Genomic DNA, 18876 nt, shown 5'->3' with positions numbered 1-18876 from the left:
CAACTATTTTTCGGTCCTGTTACGAGGATCAAGAAGTCCCTTGGCGGTGTTGCTCGTTCAGTAAATCGGTACACTGCTGCGTACAGTGACGTGACGAGCCGGAGGTGGCACCGCGTTGAACGGGGTAACGATCCATCAGGTCGCACAGGCGGCAGGGGTGTCCGCGAGCACGGTCTCGAATGTGCTCAACGGGCGCACCGACCGGATGCAGCCCGCGACCCTCGCCCGCGTCGAGCAGGTCATAGAGACGCTGGGCTACCGGCCGAACCGCGCCGCGCGGATGCTGCGCACCGGCCGCATCCGCGTCATCGGCCTGATCGTCCCCTCCGTGGCCAACCCCTTCTGGGGCGCCCTGGCGCGGGAGTTGGAGGCCGTGGCGCTGGCCGAGGGGTACCACGTCCTGCTCTGCAACAGCGAGCGCGACCCGGCCAGGGAGCTCAAGTACGGCGAGGAGCTGCTGGCCGACGGGGTGAGCGGTGTCGTCCTGTGCTCGTCGCTGCCGACCCTCGACCATGTGGCGCCGCTGCTCAAGCGCGGCCTGAAGATGGTCGCGTTCGACCGCGCCGCCCAGTCCGGCGACCCGGCGTCCCTCTCCAGCATCAGCGTCGACAACGCGATGGGGGCCGAGCTCGCCACCCGCCATCTGCTCGAACTCGGCCACCGCAGGCTGGCGTTCGTGTCCGGATCCGTCAGCAGTGTGAACCGGCGCGAGCGCATGCGCGGCTTCCGTGCGGCCCTGGAGGAGGCTGGTGTCGATCCGGCGTCGGCCGTGGTCTGGCCGGGCGCGGCGACCAGCGAGTTCGGCGACAAGGAGTCCGCCGAACTGGGGCGGGCCGCGGCCCGGGAACTCCTCGCGCAGCCCGAGCCGCCCACCGGCTTCGTCGCGATCAACGACATGTGCGCGATCGGCGTGTGCCGAGGGGCCCGTGACGCCGGCGTCAGCGCGGGCCGGGAGGTCTCCGTGGTCGGCTTCGACGACATCCTGCTCGCCGAACTCTTCGAACCCCCGCTGACCACCGTGCGCCAGCCGCTCCCGGAGATGGCGGCCGAGACCTTCCAGCAGCTGCGCACCCGGATCGAGACGTCCTCGGGCGCGGGACGTTCGTTGCTGATCAGACCCCGTCTGGTGGTTCGGGAGTCGACCGCGCCCGCCCCGGGCGCCCACTGAGGCCGGTGTACGGTCGACTGTCGACCGCGACGCACGAGCCAGGACACGGTGGTGCCACGATGAGTCCCCGGCGCACGGACGGTGCCCTCGCCTTCACCGAGCAGGCCCGCCGCCGGCAGGGCCTGCGGCCAGGTCGGCCCCGACGCCGCCGGTCGGCGACATGATGTGCGCTGCGTCGCCGATGCACAGCAGCCCCTCGCGGTACCAGGTGGTGAGCCGGCCCATCGTCACCTCCAGGAGCTTCACGTCGTCCCAGGACGCGATCGCGTCCGTCACCTCCCGCTCCCGTGCGAGCCGTTGCCCGAGCCGCGCCCGGAACCGGTCGAGGCCGGGCCGCCGCCCACCACGCAGCACGTCGTCCGTTCCATGCGTCCGCTCCTCCTCGTGCGTACCGTCGGCACGCCGGGTCGAACCGCCAGGTCAGATGGCTGACCGAGCGGTTGGAACTCCGTGCGGTGGCGGACTCAGTCCCGCGACTCCGTCCAGCCCGCCGCCTCGATGCGGGAGGAATCGGCGGGGCGTGACGCGTCGAAGGCGACCCGGCGGCCGTCGGTGACCCGGATCCCGTCCACGTACACGCCGCGGCCGACGTAGAGCTGGTCCGTCGTGTACCGCCACCGCACCCGGACGGCGCCCGTGCCGAATCCGCCGAGATCCGCGGCGAGGTGGTGCCAGGTGCGGCCCGACCAGCCGTCCACGGACCCGGTGTCGTGCGCATCCGTGCGGTCAGTGGTGAACGGCAGTGCCTTCCATGTCGTACCGCCGTCCGTCGACGCCTCCAGGAAGAGGAAGTCGGAGTGCGGCTCGGTGTCCCACCACAGCGCGCAGCTCAACCGGGCGTTGGGTGAGGTCAGTTGAAGATCCGGCAAGGTCAGCGTCGCCGACGTGGCGCTCGCCATCCCGGAGAACCAGGCCGCGCGGCCGTGCGCGGGGCGGACCGCGACGGCCCGCGCCATGTCGGTGCCCGCGGCGACCCGGGGTGCGGAGCCGGACCGCCAGTTGCGCACGGGGTGAACGGAGTTGCCGAGGACGATCAGGAACGAGTCCGTCGTCGGGTCGAGCACGATCGACGTACCGGTGAAGCCCGTGTGGCCCGCCGTGCGCGGCGTCGCCATCGCGCCCATGTACCAGTGCTGGTAGAGCTCGAAACCGAGCCCGTGCTCGTCGCCCGGGAACGCCTGGTTGAAGTCGGTGAACATCAGGTCCACCGACTCCTGGGAGAGGATGCGCGCGTCACCGTACACACCGCCGTTGAGCAGGGTACGGCCGAGCACCGCCAGGTCCCAGGCCGTGGAGAAGACGCCCGCGTGGCCCGCGACCCCGCCCAGACCGTACGCGTTCTCGTCGTGCACCTCGCCCCACACCAGGCCGCGGTTCAGGCCCGACCAGGGCGCGCGGGCGTCCTCCGTCGCGGCGACCTTCGGCTTCCAGTCGGCGGGCGGGTTGTAGCGGGTGCGCGTCATGCCGAGCGGCCCGGTGATGCGCTCGCGCAACAGCACGTCGAGCGTCTTGCCGGTGAGCTTCTCCAGGACGAGCTGGAGCGAGATCAGGTTGAGGTCCGAGTAGAGGTACTTCGTGCCCGGCGGGTTGAGCAGCGGCTGGTTCCAGATCAGCCGCACCTGGCCCTCGCGGTTCGGCTCCTTGTACAGCGGGATCCACGCCGTGAACCCCGACGTGTGGGTGAGCAGTTGACGGATGGTCACGTCCTGCTTGCCCGCGCCGGCGAAGTCCGGCAGGTACGAGGCGACCTTCGTCTCCAGCTCCAGATGGCCGCGCTCGATCTCCTGCACGGCGAGGATCGACGTGAAGAGCTTGGAGACCGACGCCAGGTCGAAGACGGTGTCCTCGGCCATGTCGATCTGCTGGTCCGCGGGGAACTCCACGCCCGTGTCGGTCGCGTCGTCGTAGTGCGCGTACCGCACCGCCTTGCCGATCGGCTGGTGCAGGGCCACCGTGCCGCCGCGCCCGGCGAGCAGGACGGCGCCCGCGTACCACGGGTGCTTGGGGCCGCCGGGGAAGGTGCCGAGGTATTTCTCGGCATCGGCGACCAGCTGGCGCAGCGGGCCGGCGAGCAGGCCCGCGCGCTCCGGCGAGCCGTGGCGCAGCGTCGGGCGCCGGTTCGGGGACGCGGCCGTCGCGGGTCCCGCGGGGAACGGGGCGAGGGCGAGCGCACCGCCCAGCGCGAGGGTGGCGGCGCCGAGCCGGCGCCGGGTGAGGCCGGTGCGCTCCCGGCCGGATCTGTCCGCTGCTCCGCCTGCGCCAGTCATCAACGGGCCCTCCTGAAAGTATCTTTCGGGATCTACCACGACGGGTGAAACTTTCATGTCAAGGCTGCTCCGTGTCAACCACCTCGACCTCGGGCCCGGCCGGTGAAGAATCTGACGCTGCATCAGAAAACCCCTTCCGTCGGCTCGTTCGCTGCGGCATCCTGCGCCCATGCAGACGGAGCTGAGCAAGAAACTGGGGATCGAGCACGCTGTCTTCGGCTTCACGCCGTTCCCTGCGGTGGCCGCGGCCATCAGCAGGGCAGGAGGCTTCGGCGTGCTCGGCGCGGTCCGCTACACGGCGCCCGACGAACTCAAACGCGACCTCGACTGGCTGCACGCGCACGCCGACGGAAAGCCCTACGGCCTCGACGTCGTCATGCCCGCCAAGAAGGTCGAAGCCAAAGGACACCACACGCTGACCGAGGCCGACGTCGAGGCCATGATCCCGGAGGGCCACCGGCAGTTCGTCCGGGACACCCTCGCCCGGCACGGCGTGCCCGAGCTCGCCGAGGGGGAGGCGTCCGGCTGGCGGATCACCGGCTGGATGGAACAGGTCGCGCGCAGCCAGCTCGACGTCGCCTTCGACTACCCGATCAAGCTCCTCGCCAACGCGCTCGGCTCACCCCCGGCCGACGTCATCGCCCGCGCCCACGACCACGACGTGCTCGTCGCCGCGCTCGCGGGCAGCGCCCGGCACGCCCGCAAGCACGCGGAGGCGGGCATCGACATCGTCGTCGCCCAGGGGTACGAGGCCGGCGGCCACACCGGCGAGATCGCCTCCATGGTGCTCACGCCCGAGGTCGTGGACGCCGTGGACCCGCTGCCCGTGCTCGCCGCCGGCGGCATCGGCAGCGGACAGCAGATCGCCGCCGCGCTCGCGCTCGGCGCGCAGGGCGTGTGGCTCGGCTCGGTATGGCTGACGACCACCGAGGCGGACATGCACTCCGCGGCACTCACCCGCAAACTGCTCGCCGCCGGATCCGGCGACACGGTCCGCTCCCGCGCGCTGACCGGCAAGCCCGCGCGCCAACTGCGCACCGAGTGGACCGACGCCTGGGACGACCCGGCGGGGCCCGGCACCCTGCCCATGCCGTTGCAGGGTCTGCTCGTAGCCGAGGCCGTGTCACGCATCCAGAAGTACGAGGTCGAGCCGCTGCTCGGCACGCCCGTGGGGCAGATCGTGGGCCGCATGAACGAGGAGCGCGGCGTCCAGGCCGTCTTCGACGACCTGACCCGGGGCTTCGAGAAGGCCATCGACCGGATCAACCGGATCGCGGGGCGATAGGCGCCGCAGGGGGTGCGAAGTCGTCGCGGAGTGCCGGGGACCCGCCACGTGCCGCCCGCACCCGTCCTCCACAGCACCCGGCAGACGAGAAGGGACGCCCCACCATGTCCAACCCGAACGGCTTCTGGGCCCAAGCCACGGCGGAGCCGGACCGTACCGCCCTGATCGCCCCCGACGGCGAGGAATGGACGGCGGGCCGCCTGCACGCCGCCGCCAATCAGCTGGTGCACGGCCTGCGCGCCGCCGGACTCCGGCGCGGCGACGCCTTCGCCGTCGTCCTCCCCAACGGCGTCGAGTTCTTCACCGCCTACCTGGCCGCCTCCCAGGCCGGCTTCTACCTGGTCCCGGTCAACCACCATCTGGTCGGCCCGGAGATCGCCTGGATCGTCTCCGACTCCGGAGCGAAGGTGTTGATCGCCCACGAGCGCTTCGCCGACCAGGCCCGCGCCGCCGCCGACGAGGCGAAGCTCCCGGCCACGCACCGCTACAGCGTCGGCGCGGTCGACACCTTCCGCCCGTACGCCGAACTCCTCGACGGGCAGGCCGAGTCGGCGCCGGCGGACCGCACCCTCGGCTGGGTCATGAACTACACCTCGGGCACGACGGGCCGCCCGCGCGGCATCCGCCGCCCGCTGTCGGGCAAGCTCCCCGAGGAGTCCTACCTCGGCGGATTCCTCGGCATCTTCGGCATCAAGCCGTTCGACGACAACGTCCACCTGGTCTGCTCACCGCTGTACCACACGGCCGTGCTCCAGTTCGCGGGCGCGTCCCTGCACATTGGGCACCGGCTGGTCCTGATGGACAAGTGGACGCCCGAGGAGATGCTCCGCCTCATCGACACCCACCGGTGCACGCACACCCACATGGTGCCGACCCAGTTCCACCGCCTGCTCGCCCTGCCGCAGGAGATCAGGGACCGGTACGACGTCACGTCCATGCGGCACGCGATCCACGGCGCCGCGCCCTGCCCCGACCACGTCAAGCGCGCGATGATCGACTGGTGGGGAACGTGCGTCGAGGAGTACTACGCGGCGAGCGAGGGCGGCGGCGCGTTCGCCACCGCCGAGGACTGGCTGAAGAAGCCGGGAACCGTCGGAAAGGCCTGGCCCATCAGCGAGCTGGCGGTCTTCGACGACGACGGCAACCGGCTGCCGCCCGGCGAACTCGGCACCGTCTACCTGAAGATGAACACCGGCGGATTCGCGTACCACAAGGACGAGGCGAAGACGAAGAAGAACCGCATCGGCGACTTCTTCACCGTGGGCGACCTCGGCGTCCTCGACGAGGACGGCTATCTCTTCCTGCGCGACCGCAAGATCGACATGATCATCTCGGGCGGCGTCAACATCTACCCCGCCGAGATCGAGTCCGCGCTCCTCACCCACCCCGCCGTCGCCGACGCGGCCGCCTTCGGCATCCCGCACGACGACTGGGGCGAGGAGGTCAAGGCCGTCGTCGAGGTCGCCGAGGGGCGCGAGGCCGGGCAGGCTCTTGCCGCCGAGATCCTCGCCCACTGCGAGACCCGACTCGCGGGCTACAAGCGGCCGAAGAGCGTCGACTTCATCGAGACGATGCCGCGCGACCCCAACGGCAAGCTGTACAAGCGGCGGCTGCGCGACCCGTACTGGGAGGGGCGGACGCGGGCTGTGTGAACCGGGAGGGGCGGACACGGGTCGTGTGACCGTGCCGCCCCTCCCTCCCGTGGCGCGTGTGCGGAATCAGTCGCGCACCCGCACCACCTTCAGCGCCGGCGAGCGCAGGATGTCCTTCTCGCAGAAGCGTTCCGTGACCCACTTCTTCTGGGAGAAGAGCCGGGTCTGGTCGCTGTAGTGCGCCGAGTTCGGGTTCGACGACTGGGAGTACGTGAGCAGCGTGCGCGCGTCCGGGCAGCGGCTGCCGTTCCAGCCCACGGCCTGGATGTAACTGGAGCCGTGCACGACCTCCGTGTAGCCGCCGTTCGCCGCGTCCCAGTTCGGCTCGACCTTGTTCCAGACGCCGAGCGCCTCGGTACCGCCGTGCACCGGGATCCGCTCCCCGCCGCGCACCACGAACTGATGGTCGCCGAGCTTCGCGTCCAACGGGATGTTCGCGGTGCGCAGTTCGGCCACCGTGTCGGCCAGCGCGGTGGCGAACGCCGGGACGTCCGTGTTCAGCGTGTTCGGCGTACGCACGGGATCAGCCGCGGAGAACGGCACCTTCCACAGCTGCGCCGCCGGGACCGCCGCGCCGAGCCTGCGCCAGAACCGGTCGAAGAGCAGCGCGCCCCTGCTGTCGGTGCTCATCGTGCGGTCCCAGGACTTCAGGACCCCGCACGCCGCCGACACGTCAACCACCTTGCCGTCACTTCCCGTTGCCGTGCCACCGGGCAGCGTCGCGCACGCCTTCGCGGTGTCCGCCGCCGCGAGATCACCGGCCGGAACCCGGTCCGTGAACTGCTGCCGCTGCAGGTCCGCGACCGTCAGACCGCCCTTGCCCGCCATCGCCGAGACGTCCTCGGCGGCGCCGCGCGTCCGCATCGAACGCGGCGTGCCGACCGTGCCGAAGACCCGCTCGTACCCGGTGAGCGGCCGGTCCAGATTGGCCAGCCAGGCACTGTCGTTGGAGTTCTCCGCGTACGGGGCGTCCTTGAGCACCGGCATCTTCGACGGCCCGAAGACGCCCGGCTGTACGGCGTCCTTGTCGCTGCCGAGCGCGCAGTCGCCGCGTGAACCGTCCAGGATCGCGACGCCCGACGCCGGGTACGTGATCTTGCCGAGCGCCGTCGAACAGCGCGCCGCCAGCTCGTCGGTGATGCGGGGGAGCACCTGTGACTGCGTGAACAGCGAGTGCCCGGAGGAGTCCGCCGCGATCGTGTTCACCCACGGAATGCCCTGGGTGCGCCGCAGGGACTTCAGGATGTCCTCCGTCGAGCGGGCCTTGCTGAAGCCGAGGGCGGTGTCCGAGGCCCGCATGTTCAGCGCGTTCGGGTCGCCCAGCGCGTACGCCGTCGTCGCGGTCCAGGGCAGCGGCAGCTGGGCGCCGAGCGAGGTGACGACCGGCCCGTACCGCGTCCACCACTGCGTCCGCGTCACGTCCGCGCCCCCCTTGACCGGCACGGTCACGGTCCGCTTCGTCATCCTCTCCGGCTTGCCGTCGACCACGTACGTCGTCGGGTCGGACGGGTCGAGCGTGAGCTGATGCAGATTGAGCGTGACACCGGTGGCGACCGTGTGACTCCACGCCACGTGCGCGTTGTGCCCGATGGAGACACCGGTCGTGCCCAGCAACGAGCCGCCCATGACGTTCAGTTCACCGGGAATCGTCTGCTGCGACTGCCAGAAGCGACGGCCGCCCTGCCACGGATAGTGCGGGTTCCCGAGCAGCAGCCCCCGCCCGTTCGCCGTCGCGGCCCCGCTGAACGCGACCGCGTTCGATCCCATGTCGGAGTCGTCCTGGCTGAACAACTCGCTTGCTGCGGTGGCGAGTTGCTTGTCGGTCGGCGCCTTCTCGGTGCTGCCCGCACCGGGAGCGGCCGGTGGCTGCCCGGCCGTGATCCCGTCGATGCCGCGGCCCTGACCGCCGAGCACCGATATCGCGAAACCCCGCGCGGCGACGTCGAGTTCGCTCACCGGCCTCACCCAGTCCGCGCCCTTGCAGGCCGGGTCGGTGATCGGATTCTGCTGCAGCCATGCGTTGTACCCGGCGGCCCAGCCGCGCATCGCGTCCTTCACGTCCCTGCTCGGGCCCTCCGGTGCGGGCGTGGCGAGCAGCTTCTCCACCGTCCCCGACCGGCGTACGCCCTTGAAGTACAGGTCGCTGGAGAGGTTCTTGGTCGCCGAGGAGAGCGAGCCGTCCGGCGCCGCGTCCGCGCCGAAGTAACGCGAGCGCTCACCGCGCAGCGTGACGAACCCGTCGGCGAGCGTGCAGACCTGGTCGGCGGCCTGCGCCCAGCCGGTGCCGAAGCCGAGGTTCGCGTAGTCCTTCGCGACGATGTGCGGAATGCCGTACTCGGTGTACCGGATGGTGGCGGACAGGCCGCCGCCGTGATGGTGCTCCGCGTGGTCGGCCGCGGCCGACGGCAGCGCGGCCGAGGCCGTGAGGACGGTCAACAGGGCCGTACCGACTACCACGAGGCGCCGTTGTCTCGGGCGGGTGTGCATCGTGCTCCCAACTGTCGTGAGGGCAAAGGCGGTTGAGCGTACCAGTCGGTATGTCCGCTGCCGAGGGGTGGTGGCACGTGTCTTGACCTGGCGTCCGCCACCGCACAGGATCACGCCATGACGACGTCACAGGCAGCAGGAGCAGGGGCACGCGCGGCGGGTGGCAGCACCGTCGACGGAGTGCTGCGGCGCAGCGCCCGCCGCACCCCGGCGCGCGTCGCGCTGCGCTACGGGCCGCGTTCATGGACGTACGAGGAGCTGGACGACGCGGTCTCGCGCGCGGCCGGTGCGCTGCGCGGCCTGGGCCTCTCGCCCGGCGACCGGGTCGGCGCCTACGGACACAACTCCGACGCGTACCTCATCGGCTTCCTGGCCTGCGCGCGGGCCGGCCTCGTGCACGTCCCCGTCAACCAGAACCTCACCGGCGACGACCTGGCCTACATCGTGCGCCAGTCGGGCAGCGCCGTGGTCCTCACCGACCCGGACCTGACCGGACGGCTCCCCGAGGGCGTCCGCACGCTGCCGCTGCGCGACGCGGACGACTCGCTCCTCGCCCGCCTGCCGGCCGCGGCGCCCTACGACGGACCGGCGCCGGACTCCGACGACCTCGTCCAGCTCCTCTACACGTCCGGGACGACGGCGCTGCCGAAGGGCGCGATGATGTCGCACCGCGCCCTCGTCCACGAGTACGTGAGCGCCATCCACGCGCTCGATCTGAAGGAGACGGACCGTCCGGTCCACTCGCTGCCGCTGTACCACTCGGCGCAGATGCACGTCTTCCTGGTCCCGTACCTCGCGGTCGGCGCCACCAACACGATCCTGGACGCGCCCGCCGCCGACCGCGTCTTCGACCTCGTCGAGGCCGGCGACGCGGACAGCCTCTTCGCGCCGCCGACGGTGTGGATCGGCCTGTCCCAGCACCTCGACTTCGCGACCCGTGACCTCGGCGGTCTGCGCAAGGCGTACTACGGCGCCTCGATCATGCCGGTGCCGGTCCTGGAGCGGCTGCGCGCCCGGCTGCCCGGCCTCGCCTTCTACAACTGCTTCGGCCAGAGCGAGATCGGCCCGCTCGCCACGGTCCTCGGCCCCGACGAGCACGAGGGCCGCATGGACTCGTGCGGGCGGCCCGTCCTGTTCGTCGAGGCGAAGGTCGTCGACGAGGAGGGCAAGGACGTCCCCGACGGCACCCCGGGTGAGGTCGTCTACCGGTCACCGCAGCTGTGCGACGGCTATTGGGACAAGCCCGAGGAGAGCGAACTGGCCTTCCGCGACGGCTGGTTCCGCTCCGGCGACCTCGCCGTGCGCGACGCCGAGGGCTACTTCACCGTCGTGGACCGGGTGAAGGACGTCATCAACTCCGGCGGCGTACTGGTCGCCTCACGCCAGGTCGAGGACGCCCTGTACACCCATCCGGCCGTGGCCGAGACCGCCGTCATCGGCCTGCCGGACGAGCGCTGGATCGAGGCGGTCACCGCGGTCGTGGTGCGCGCCGCGGACGTCACCGAGGACGAACTCCTCGCCCACGCCCGCGGCCGCCTCGCCCACTTCAAGGCCCCCAAACGGATCGTGTTCGTCGACGCGCTGCCGCGCAACGCGAGCGGCAAGATCCTCAAGCGGGAGCTGAGGGACCGGTTCGCGCAGTGACACCGTCCGCCGTCGGGTGCCCCACTCTGCGCTAGACGGACCGACGCACCATGATCGTCTGATCGCTCACGGCGATGGCATCGCCTCGCTTGTCACCGGTGACGTCGACGAAGAACATGCCCCGGTTCCCGAAATAGGGGCCGTGGGTCCAGTCCTCGTTCGGGCCGAAGTCGTGTCCGGTGTTGCGGCGGACGGTGACGGTGTCGTCGTTGACGACGATGGCGTCCGCGCGGCCGTCGCCGGTGACGTCGGCGAAGAACGTTCCCCGCGTCCCGAAGAAGGGCCCGTGCGTCCAGTCCTCATTGGCCTTCGGACCGGGGCCGAAGTCGTGTCCGGTGCTCCGCCGGACGGTGACGGTGTCGTCGTTGATGACGATGGCGTCCGCGCGGCCGTCGCCGGTGACGTCGGCGAAGAAGGTCCCCCGCGTCCCGTAGTAGGGCCCGTGCGTCCAGTCCTCGTTCGCGCCGGAGTTCGCCCCGAAGTCGTGTCCCGTGTTGCGCCGGACCACGATGGTGTCGTTGTTGACGACGATGGCGTCCGCGCGGCCGTCGCCGGTGACGTCGGCGAAGAAGGTCCCCCGCGTCCCGTAATAGGGTCCGTGCGTCCAGTCCTCGTTCGCCGCCGGGCTGGGCCCGAAGTCGTATCCGGTATTGCGCCGCACGGTGACGGTGCCGTCGTTGACGACGATCGCGTCGGCCCTTCGACTGCTCGTCAGGACGGCGAAGAAAGTGCCGCGTGTCCCGTAATAGGGACCATGGGTCCAATCGTTCGAATCGAAGATCACGTTTCTCCCCCTTTGCTTCCAGGAGGGGGAAATTACTGCCACGCTCAGTGCCGTGTCGATGTGCCGAACGGTCCAGTCGGTCAGGGCATGCGGACTCTTCCAGGCAGCGCGTCGAAGGTGACGGAGATCCGGGTGTCCGTCGTGTCGCCGACGGAGTGACGGTCACGCGGATGCGTGTTTGCGTTCATTGAGTTCCCCGGCCGGAGCGTGTTGCCGGGCTGCCGAAGGGCGTTAGTGTCCCGGCCGTCGGCCCGGCCGTCGGCGGCTCAGCCGCCGCGGGGCCCGTCCACGCTTCCGTCCGTGAACCGGTGAGGTGTGCCCGTACGCGGGTCCACCGGCCGGTGCGCGCCGTTCGAAGGGGAATCCATTGAGCCCGTCCAGGACCGTACGCCTCGTCGCCACCGCGGGGATCCTGCTGACCGCCGCCCTGACCGCGAGCCCGGCCGCCGCACAGGCGGACACCCCGGCCGCATCCGTCAGATCCCGTGGCTGCGGCACGCCGACCGACCTCACGCCGGGCGCCTCCACGGCCCGTTCGCTCACCGTCGACGGCGTGCGGCGGGACTACCTCGTGCACCTGCCCGCCTCCTACGACCCGGACCGCGCGCTCCCGCTCGTGCTCTCCTTCCACGGGCACGGCCGCACCTCCGACTACCAGGAACGCCTCACCGGCATGAACGCGCTCGACGCCGTCGTGGTCTACCCGCAGGGCGTCACCGGCACGGACGGCAAGAGCGCCTGGGAGGGGGCGCCCTACTCGGCGGACGTCGACGACATCGCGTTCACCGAGGCGCTGATCGACCGCGCGGAGGACCAGTTGTGCGTGAACGCGCGGCGCGTGTACGTCTCGGGGAAGTCCAACGGCGGTGGCTTCGCGGGCGTCGTGGCGTGCCGGCTCGCCGACCGGATCGCGGCGAGCGCCGTCGTCTCCGGCGCCTTCTATCCGCAGAGCGGCGCCTGCGAGCCCGCCCGCCCGGTCCCGGTCCTGGACTTCCACGGCCAGGCCGACACGACGATCCCGTACGAGGGCAACCCCGCGAAGGGGCTGCCCGCGCTGCCCGACTGGCTGGCCGGCTGGGCCGACCGCGACGGCTGTGCGGACCGGCCGCGCGAGACCCGGGTCGAGGACAACGTCGTACGACAGCGCTGGACGCACTGCGACAGCGGATCGGCCCTGGAGCACTACCGGATCACCGATGGCGGGCACGTCTGGCCGTCCACCGTGCCCAACGAGGACTCGGCGACGCCCACCACCATCGACGCGACCCCGCTGATCTGGGCTTTCTTCACGAAGCACCCGCTGCCGGTGGGATGAGCGCCCGGCGGCTACGCGCGGTCGCGCAGATCCATGATCCGTTTGATCTTCCCCACCGAACGCTCCAGCGTCTCGGGGTCGACGATCTCGACCGCGACCGTCACGCCCACCCCGTCCTTCATCCCCGCCGCGATGGAGCGGGCCGCCGCGGCCCGCTCCTCCGGCGTCGCGTCCGGCCGGGCCTCCGCCCGCACCGTCAGCGCGTCCATCCGGCCCTCGCGGGTCAGCCGCAGCTGGAAGTGCGGGGCGACGGCGGGCGTGCGCAGCACGATCTCCTCGACCTGGGTGGGAAACAGGTTCACCCCGCGCAGGATCACCATGTCGTCGCTGCGGCCTGTGATCTTCTCCATGCGGCGGAAGCCCGGCCGGGCCGTCCCCGGCAGCAGCCGGGTCAGGTCCCGGGTGCGGTAGCGGACCAGGGGCATCGCCTGCTTCGTGAGCGACGTGAAGACCAGTTCGCCGGGCTCGCCGTCCGGCAGCACCTCACCCGTGATCGGGTCGACCACCTCGGGATAGAAGTGGTCCTCCCAGATGTGCAGCCCGTCCTTCGTCTCCACGCACTCCTGGGCCACCCCGGGGCCGATCACCTCCGACAGGCCGTAGATGTCGACGGCGTCGATCGCGCACCGCTCCTCGATCTCCCGCCGCATCTCCTCGGTCCACGGCTCGGCCCCGAAGATGCCGACCTTCAGGGAGGTCGTCCGCGGATCCACGCCCTGGCGCTCGAACTCGTCGAGCAGCGTCAGCATGTACGACGGCGTCACCATGATGATCTCGGGCCTCAGGTCCTGGATCAGCCGCACCTGGCGGGCCGTCATCCCGCCGGACGCCGGTACGACGGTGCAGCCGAGCCGCTCCGCGCCGTAGTGCGCCCCGAGCCCGCCCGTGAACAGGCCGTACCCGTACGCCACATGGATCGTGTCCCCGGGCCGGCCGCCGGCCGCGCGGATCGACCGCGCCACCATGTCCGCCCACATCGACAGATCGTCCTCGGTGTACCCGACGACGGTCGGTGCCCCCGTCGTCCCGCTGGACGCGTGCAGCCGCCGCACGTCCGTGCGGTCGACGGCGAACATTCCGAAGGGGTAGTTGTCGCGCAGGTCCGCCTTGGTCGTGAACGGGAACCGGGCCAGATCCGCGAGGTCCGTGCAGTCCTCGGGCCGTACCCCCGCCTTGTCGAACGCCTCGTGGTAGAACGGCACCCGCTCGTACACCCGGGCCAGCGTCGCCCGCAGCCGTTCCAGCTGCAGCGCCCGCACCTCCGCGAGGCCCAGGCGCTCGCCCGCGTCCCGCCCGTCGCCCGCCATGGACGTCCCTGTCGTCATCGACCGCACTCCCGAACTCCCGACCGATCATTCGGTTGACCTGCTGGTCGTCAGTAATTCAAGCGAGGGCGCCCGACGTCAAGAGATACGACGCCACAAGGTCGGACGGCCTGGCCCCTTGCGGGTGCGCCGGTCCGCATCCGAGGATCGGGCCATGATCACGTTCTGCGCCCCGGACGGCACCGGGCTCGTCTGCCACGTCAGGGGTTCCGGCCCGCCGCTGGTCTGTCTGCCGGGCGGGCCGATGCGGGCCTCCGAGTATCTGGAGGACCTCGGCGGCCTCACCGACCACCGGACCCTCCACGTCCTCGACCTGCGCGGCACCGGGAAGTCCGCGGCCCCGGCCGACCCGGCCACGTACCGGTGCGACCGCCAGGTCGACGACGTGGAGGCGCTGCGGGTCCGGCTCGGCCTGGAGCGGATGGACCTGCTCGGGCACTCGGCGGGCGGCAACCTCGCCACGCTGTACGCGGCGCGGTATCCGGAGCGGATCGGCCGCCTCGTCCTGATCACCTCGACGCCCCGGCCCCTCGGCCTGGAGGCGACCCCGGACGACCGGCGCGCCGCCGCGGCGCTGCGTCGCCATGAGGAGTGGTTCGGGCCCGCGTACGCCGAGTTCGAGAAGCTGCTCGCTGGGCGGGACGACGCGGAGTACCTGTACGAGGCGTTCTTCTACGGGCGCTGGGACGCGCGGGCCCGCGCCCACGCCGCCGGCGCCGAGGGCCAGTTCAACGAGGAGGCCGCGGGTCGCTACGCCGCCGAGGGCGCCTTCGACCCGCCCGCGACCCGCGCGGCCCTGGCCCGGCTCACGGCGCCGGTCCTGCTGCTCGCGGGGGAGCTGGACGGTGGCCCACGCCCCGAACTGGTCCACCACGCCGCCGGGTTCTTCCCGCGGGGGCAGGTGGTCGTGCAGCCCGGGGCGGCGCACTTCCCGTGGCTGGACGACGCCGGGTTCTTCACGGCCAGGGTGGCGGAGTTCCTGGCCGCGCGCTGACACCGGCCGGCCGCGCGACGGAGGTCCACACCGGCGGCCGCGCCGCGTGCCCGGGAGGAAGTGCCCGGGCACGCCGCCGTCCGTCAGTGGGCGTCCGTGCCCGACGCCTCCCACACGTACGGGGTGGTCGTGCCCAGCGCCTCGAACCCGAGCCGCTCCAGGATCGGCCGGCTGTACTCGGACGCGTCGACCTGGACGTACGAGAATCCGCGCTCGGCCGCGATCCGCACCCGGTAGGCGACCAGCGCGCGGTAGATGCCGCGGCCGCGCCACGCGGGCACCGTGCCGCCGCCCCACAGGCTCGCGAAGTCCGTCCCCGGGTGCAGTTCCAGGCGGGCGGCGCTGACCGGTTCGTCGCCGGCCATGGCGAGCACGGCGGGCACCGTGCCCGGGTCGTTCGCCAGCTGCTGCCGGATCTGGTGGCCGATCACCGAGCGCTCGCTCTCGAAGGCCTGCGCGTGCACCGCCTCGACCAGCGCGATGTGCTCCTCGTCGGTGACGGGGAGCAGCCGGACGCCCTCGGGCGGGGCCGTGTCCAGGGGCAGCACGGCCGTCTCGGCGACGAGCAGGGTCTCGCGCTCCTCCGCCACGAAACCGGCGGCGGCCAGCCGCTCGGGGAGGTCGGCGGGCCGGTCGTGGGAGTACGTCTTCCACTCCGCCTCGCCGCCCAGCTCGGTGAACAACCGCACCTGTTCGGCGATGGCGGCGTCCACGGTGTCCTCGTCGAGGTCCGACCACAGCACCCCGTGCCAGCTGCCGGGCGGACCGATGTGGCGTACGACGCCCCCCACCCGCTCGATGCGTGCGCCCGGTTCGTCGGGCTGTGCCCCGAGACGCATCTGGCGGTCGAACAGGGCGAGCACTTTCTCATGATCCATCGGGCCACTTCAGCACCGGTGCGCCGAGGTGGCAAACGGATTATCGTGCGGCCCGTGCCCCTGGACCCGCCGGACTCCGTTTCTACGACGAGCTCGCCGCCGATTACCACCGCATCTTCGCCGACTGGGACGCGAGCATGACCCGCCAGGCCGCGGCCCTGGACGCGCTGCTCGGCGCCCGTCTCGGAGCCGGCCCGCACCGTGTCCTCGACTGCGCCTGCGGTATCGGCACCCAGGCGATCGGCCTCGCCCGCCGCGGTCACGCCGTCACCGGCGCCGACCTGAGCCCGCGCGCGGCGGCCCGCGCCCGTACCGAGGCGGCGGCGCGCGGTGTGGGCCTGGGCGCGGTGTCGGCGGACATGCGCGGCCTCCCGTTCGCCGCCGGCGCCTTCGACGCCGTGGTGTGCGCCGACAACTCCCTGCCGCACCTCCTCACGGCCGACGACGTCACCGACGCCCTCACCGGCATGCGGCGGGTGCTGCGCGAGGGCGGCCTGCTCGTGCTCAGCGTCCGCGACTACGACGAGATCCGCCGCACCCGGCCCGAGTCCACCCCGCCCCAGGTCTCGACCGCCCCCGACGGCGGCACGACGATCACGTTCCAGCTGTGGCACTGGCACGACGACGGCGAACGCTACGACCTGCGCCACTTCCAGCTCGCCCCCGACGGCGACGACTGGCGGGTGCGCGAACGCCGCACCACCTACTGGGCCCTGAACGCACGGCAGTTGACCGAACTGGCCACGGCGGCCGGCCTCGACGACATCACCTGGCACCCGCCGCACGCCACGGGCTTCTACCAGCCGGTGCTCACGGCTCGTCGCTGACCAGCCGCCGCAGCGCGGCCGTCAGCGCCTGCGCCTCACCCTCGCCGAGCGGCGCGAGGAAGGCCCGCTCCGCCCGCGCGCGAGCCCGCTCCGCCCGGCGCAGGCGGTCGCGCCCCGAGGCCGTGAGCGCGACGACGTTCTTGCGCCGGTCCTGTGCGCTGCGCCGTCGCTCGACGAGTCCGGCCTCCTCCAGCCGGTCGACGAGCGCCACCATCGTCGTCCGGTCCACGCCGATCAGCCCCGCCAACTCGGCCTGCGACAAGGAGTCTTCGGCGGCGATGACCACGAGCACCGCCAGCGTGTGCCCGTCGATCCCGAACGGGCGCAGCGCCTCGGCCACCTCCCGCGTGAGACGGGCCTGCGCGTGCTTGAGGAGATACCCGAGGCGCGCGGTGAGCACGTCAGGACCTTGTCGCTGCTGTCCGGCCATGCCGTCACTGTAGCCGCGACTGACGATGACCTGCACTGATGGTCAGCTCAATAAATCATCAGCTACGCTGACGATATTGACTGCCCGCGGCGGCCCGACCGACGGCTCCGCCCGGCACCCGGGGGAGGACCCGATGGCGCACTCAGCACCGCATCCCGCACCGCAGAACCCCGTCACCTTCGGCATCAAGACCCCGCCCATGCACGTCTCCCACGACGACATCCTGCGGGTGTGGCAGGAGGCCGACACCGTCCCGCAGATCACCGACGCCTGGCTGTGGGACCACTTCCTGCCGCTCGTCGGACCCAAGAGCGGAGCCACGTACGAGAGCTGGACCCTGCTGGCCGCGTTGGCGGCACGCACGACCCGGCTACGGCTCGGCGTCCTGGTCACCGGCAACCCGGCCCGCCACCCGGCCGTGCTCGGCAAGACCGCCACCACGGTCGACGTGATCTCCGGTGGCCGCCTCGTCATGGGCATCGGCGTCGGCGGCACGGTGCAGCGTCCCGGCGCGGGCGGCGTCGCGGGGCCCAATCCGGCGGTCGAGGAGTACGCCGCGTACGGCCTCGACCTCGCCACCCCCGGCGAGGGCGTGGAGCGGCTCGCCGAGACGCTGACGATCCTGCGGCGTATGTGGACCGAGGACGTCTTCGACTTCGAGGGCCGCCACTACACCCTCCGGGGCACCCGCAACGAACCCAAGCCGGTGCAGCGCCCCGGCCCGCCGCTGCTCGTCGGCGGCTGGGGCGACCGGGTCCTGCGCCTGGTCGCCGCGCACGCCGACATCTGGAACATCCCCGGCCCGCCGCACAACCCGGTCTCCTACGTGGCCGAGCGCAGCGCCCGCCTCGACGCGCACTGCGCCGAACTCGGCCGTGACCCGGGGGAGATCGTCCGCTCGGTGCAGCTCACGGTCTCCTACGACGACCCGGCGGCGACCCGCGCCCTGGTCGCGGAACTCGTCGCGGCCGGTGTCACGCATGTGGTGCTCGGGCTGCCGCGACCGTACCCGCTGGGCGTCGCGTCGTGGATCGCCGAGCACGTCGTGGACCCGGTACGCGGCGAACTCGCGCTGCCGGTGGCCCGAGCGGGCAGCATGCGGGGATGAGCGCCGACACCGCGTACCACGGGAAGATGGGCGAGCACTTCGCCGCCGTCTCCGCCGACCACGTCTACAACGCCCACACCGACCGTCCGGCGATGCTGCGGCTGGCCGGGGACGTCACCGGCCGTGCGGTCCTCGACCTCGGGTGCGGGGCCGGGCACTACGCCGCCGCGCTGGCCGAGCGCGGCGCGGGCCCGCTCGTCGGGGTCGACGGCAGCGAGAGCATGCTGGCCGCCGCCCGCGCGCGGCTCGGCGACCGCGCCACCTTCCGTCTGCACGACCTGGAGGAGCCCCTGGACTTCCTGCCGGACGCGTCGTTCGACCTGGCGCTGCTGGCACTCGTCTACCACCACGTCGACGCGCGGCAGCAACTCCTCGCCGAGATCCGCCGCGTGCTGCGGCCGGGCGGTGCGCTGCTCGTCTCCACCACGCACCCGACGGGCGACTGGCTGTACGTCGGTGGCTCGTACTTCGACGACGACCGGATGGAGCTGCCCATCGGCGACGACCACACCGTCAGCTACTGGCGGATGACCCTGGAGCAGTTCATCGGGGAACTTCTCGGCGCCGGCTTCGTCCTGGAGGAACTCGTCGAACCCCGGGCCACGGAGGAGGCGCGCCGCGTCGACGAGCGGCGTTACGAGAAGACCCATCGGCGTCCGACGTTCCTGGCCGTGCGGCTGCGACGGCCCTGACCGGAACGAGCGCCGGTGCG

At 71.8% G+C, this 18876-nt stretch carries 16 protein-coding genes; 9 read left to right on the top strand and 7 right to left on the bottom strand.

What is annotated here, in order from left to right:
- Positions 1 to 115 precede the first annotated feature (115 nt).
- Positions 116 to 1168 carry a LacI family DNA-binding transcriptional regulator gene (locus J3486_RS17175; RefSeq protein ID WP_207821176.1) on the top strand — a complete coding sequence of 351 codons (1053 nt, stop codon included), beginning with the start codon at positions 116 to 118 and terminating at the stop codon, positions 1166 to 1168.
- Between the two features lie 93 nt (positions 1169 to 1261).
- On the opposite strand, the gene J3486_RS45215 is transcribed toward J3486_RS17175, so the two are convergent.
- Positions 1262 to 1522, bottom strand: a complete 261-nt coding sequence (locus tag J3486_RS45215; RefSeq protein WP_374194734.1) for an FAD-dependent monooxygenase — start codon at positions 1520 to 1522, stop codon at positions 1262 to 1264.
- A 110-nt stretch (positions 1523 to 1632) separates the two neighbouring features.
- Complete coding sequence (locus tag J3486_RS17165) at positions 1633 to 3435, bottom strand: serine hydrolase (protein ID WP_207821175.1); 1803 nt, start codon at positions 3433 to 3435, stop codon at positions 1633 to 1635.
- A 169-nt stretch (positions 3436 to 3604) separates the two neighbouring features.
- On the opposite strand from J3486_RS17165, the gene J3486_RS17160 reads away from it, so the two are divergent.
- The gene (locus J3486_RS17160) at positions 3605 to 4720 is read left to right on the top strand and encodes a nitronate monooxygenase family protein (RefSeq protein ID WP_207821174.1); all 1116 of its coding nucleotides are present in this window, start codon (positions 3605 to 3607) and stop codon (positions 4718 to 4720) included.
- 104 nt (positions 4721 to 4824) lie between these two features.
- On the top strand, positions 4825 to 6372 hold the full coding sequence (locus J3486_RS17155; protein ID WP_207821173.1) for an acyl-CoA synthetase: 1548 nt from the start codon (positions 4825 to 4827) through the stop codon (positions 6370 to 6372).
- 66 nt (positions 6373 to 6438) lie between these two features.
- On the opposite strand, the gene J3486_RS17150 is transcribed toward J3486_RS17155, so the two are convergent.
- Positions 6439 to 8859: a penicillin acylase family protein gene (locus J3486_RS17150; protein ID WP_207821172.1), complete on the bottom strand. Its 2421-nt coding sequence runs from the start codon at positions 8857 to 8859 to the stop codon at positions 6439 to 6441.
- Between the two features lie 117 nt (positions 8860 to 8976).
- On the opposite strand from J3486_RS17150, the gene J3486_RS17145 reads away from it, so the two are divergent.
- Positions 8977 to 10503, top strand: a complete 1527-nt coding sequence (locus J3486_RS17145) for an acyl-CoA synthetase (RefSeq protein WP_207821171.1) — start codon at positions 8977 to 8979, stop codon at positions 10501 to 10503.
- 31 nt (positions 10504 to 10534) lie between these two features.
- Here J3486_RS17145 and J3486_RS17140 read toward each other — a convergent pair whose 3' ends face one another.
- A complete protein-coding gene (locus J3486_RS17140; protein WP_207821170.1) occupies positions 10535 to 11287 on the bottom strand; it encodes a VCBS repeat-containing protein in 753 nt (250 codons plus the stop codon).
- Between the two features lie 367 nt (positions 11288 to 11654).
- Between J3486_RS17140 and J3486_RS17135 the strand changes: the two genes are divergently transcribed.
- The gene (locus J3486_RS17135; protein ID WP_207821169.1) at positions 11655 to 12602 is read left to right on the top strand and encodes a PHB depolymerase family esterase; all 948 of its coding nucleotides are present in this window, start codon (positions 11655 to 11657) and stop codon (positions 12600 to 12602) included.
- 11 nt (positions 12603 to 12613) lie between these two features.
- On the opposite strand, the gene paaK is transcribed toward J3486_RS17135, so the two are convergent.
- On the bottom strand, positions 12614 to 13927 hold the full coding sequence (gene paaK / locus J3486_RS17130) for a phenylacetate--CoA ligase PaaK (RefSeq protein ID WP_374194733.1): 1314 nt from the start codon (positions 13925 to 13927) through the stop codon (positions 12614 to 12616).
- Positions 13928 to 14081: 154 nt separating this feature from the next.
- Between paaK and J3486_RS17125 the strand changes: the two genes are divergently transcribed.
- Complete coding sequence (locus J3486_RS17125) at positions 14082 to 14921, top strand: alpha/beta fold hydrolase (RefSeq protein ID WP_207821168.1); 840 nt, start codon at positions 14082 to 14084, stop codon at positions 14919 to 14921.
- A gap of 83 nt (positions 14922 to 15004) precedes the next feature.
- On the opposite strand, the gene J3486_RS17120 is transcribed toward J3486_RS17125, so the two are convergent.
- Positions 15005 to 15799, bottom strand: a complete 795-nt coding sequence (locus J3486_RS17120; protein WP_207821167.1) for a GNAT family N-acetyltransferase — start codon at positions 15797 to 15799, stop codon at positions 15005 to 15007.
- Between the two features lie 137 nt (positions 15800 to 15936).
- Between J3486_RS17120 and J3486_RS17115 the strand changes: the two genes are divergently transcribed.
- Complete coding sequence (locus J3486_RS17115) at positions 15937 to 16626, top strand: class I SAM-dependent methyltransferase (RefSeq protein WP_207821166.1); 690 nt, start codon at positions 15937 to 15939, stop codon at positions 16624 to 16626.
- On the opposite strand, the gene J3486_RS17110 is transcribed toward J3486_RS17115, so the two are convergent.
- Positions 16610 to 17056: a MarR family winged helix-turn-helix transcriptional regulator gene (locus J3486_RS17110; protein ID WP_207821165.1), complete on the bottom strand. Its 447-nt coding sequence runs from the start codon at positions 17054 to 17056 to the stop codon at positions 16610 to 16612. The genes J3486_RS17115 and J3486_RS17110 overlap by 17 nt on opposite strands.
- Before the next feature lie 133 nt (positions 17057 to 17189).
- Here J3486_RS17110 and J3486_RS17105 point away from each other — a divergent pair, with 133 nt between their 5' ends.
- Entirely contained in the window at positions 17190 to 18164 is a 975-nt protein-coding gene (locus J3486_RS17105) for an LLM class flavin-dependent oxidoreductase (protein WP_229378111.1), read from the top strand.
- Positions 18161 to 18856: a class I SAM-dependent methyltransferase gene (locus tag J3486_RS17100; protein WP_207821164.1), complete on the top strand. Its 696-nt coding sequence runs from the start codon at positions 18161 to 18163 to the stop codon at positions 18854 to 18856. Before J3486_RS17105 ends, J3486_RS17100 begins: the two co-directional genes overlap by 4 nt.
- Positions 18857 to 18876: the final 20 nt, after the last annotated feature.

Origin of the sequence: Streptomyces sp. VRA16 Mangrove soil (genome assembly GCF_017377775.1) — a bacterium.
Classification (GTDB): domain Bacteria; phylum Actinomycetota; class Actinomycetes; order Streptomycetales; family Streptomycetaceae; genus Streptomyces.
This window is presented reverse-complemented; position numbering and strand designations above follow the sequence as displayed.

Bases quoted from the DNA above. Each gene is read 5' to 3' on its own strand.
- paaK (WP_374194733.1), bottom strand. From the start codon at position 13,927: ATGACGACAGGGACGTCCATGGCGGGCGACGGGCGGGACGCGGGCGAG.
- J3486_RS17115 (WP_207821166.1), top strand. From the start codon at position 15,937: ATGACCCGCCAGGCCGCGGCCCTGGACGCGCTGCTCGGCGCCCGTCTC.
- J3486_RS17105 (WP_229378111.1), top strand. From the start codon at position 17,190: ATGGCGCACTCAGCACCGCATCCCGCACCGCAGAACCCCGTCACCTTC.
- J3486_RS17120 (WP_207821167.1), bottom strand. From the start codon at position 15,799: ATGGATCATGAGAAAGTGCTCGCCCTGTTCGACCGCCAGATGCGTCTC.
- J3486_RS17165 (WP_207821175.1), bottom strand. From the start codon at position 3,435: ATGACTGGCGCAGGCGGAGCAGCGGACAGATCCGGCCGGGAGCGCACC.
- J3486_RS17150 (WP_207821172.1), bottom strand. From the start codon at position 8,859: ATGCACACCCGCCCGAGACAACGGCGCCTCGTGGTAGTCGGTACGGCC.
- J3486_RS17160 (WP_207821174.1), top strand. From the start codon at position 3,605: ATGCAGACGGAGCTGAGCAAGAAACTGGGGATCGAGCACGCTGTCTTC.
- J3486_RS17155 (WP_207821173.1), top strand. From the start codon at position 4,825: ATGTCCAACCCGAACGGCTTCTGGGCCCAAGCCACGGCGGAGCCGGAC.
- J3486_RS17110 (WP_207821165.1), bottom strand. From the start codon at position 17,056: ATGGCCGGACAGCAGCGACAAGGTCCTGACGTGCTCACCGCGCGCCTC.
- J3486_RS17100 (WP_207821164.1), top strand. From the start codon at position 18,161: ATGAGCGCCGACACCGCGTACCACGGGAAGATGGGCGAGCACTTCGCC.
- J3486_RS17145 (WP_207821171.1), top strand. From the start codon at position 8,977: ATGACGACGTCACAGGCAGCAGGAGCAGGGGCACGCGCGGCGGGTGGC.
- J3486_RS17125 (WP_207821168.1), top strand. From the start codon at position 14,082: ATGATCACGTTCTGCGCCCCGGACGGCACCGGGCTCGTCTGCCACGTC.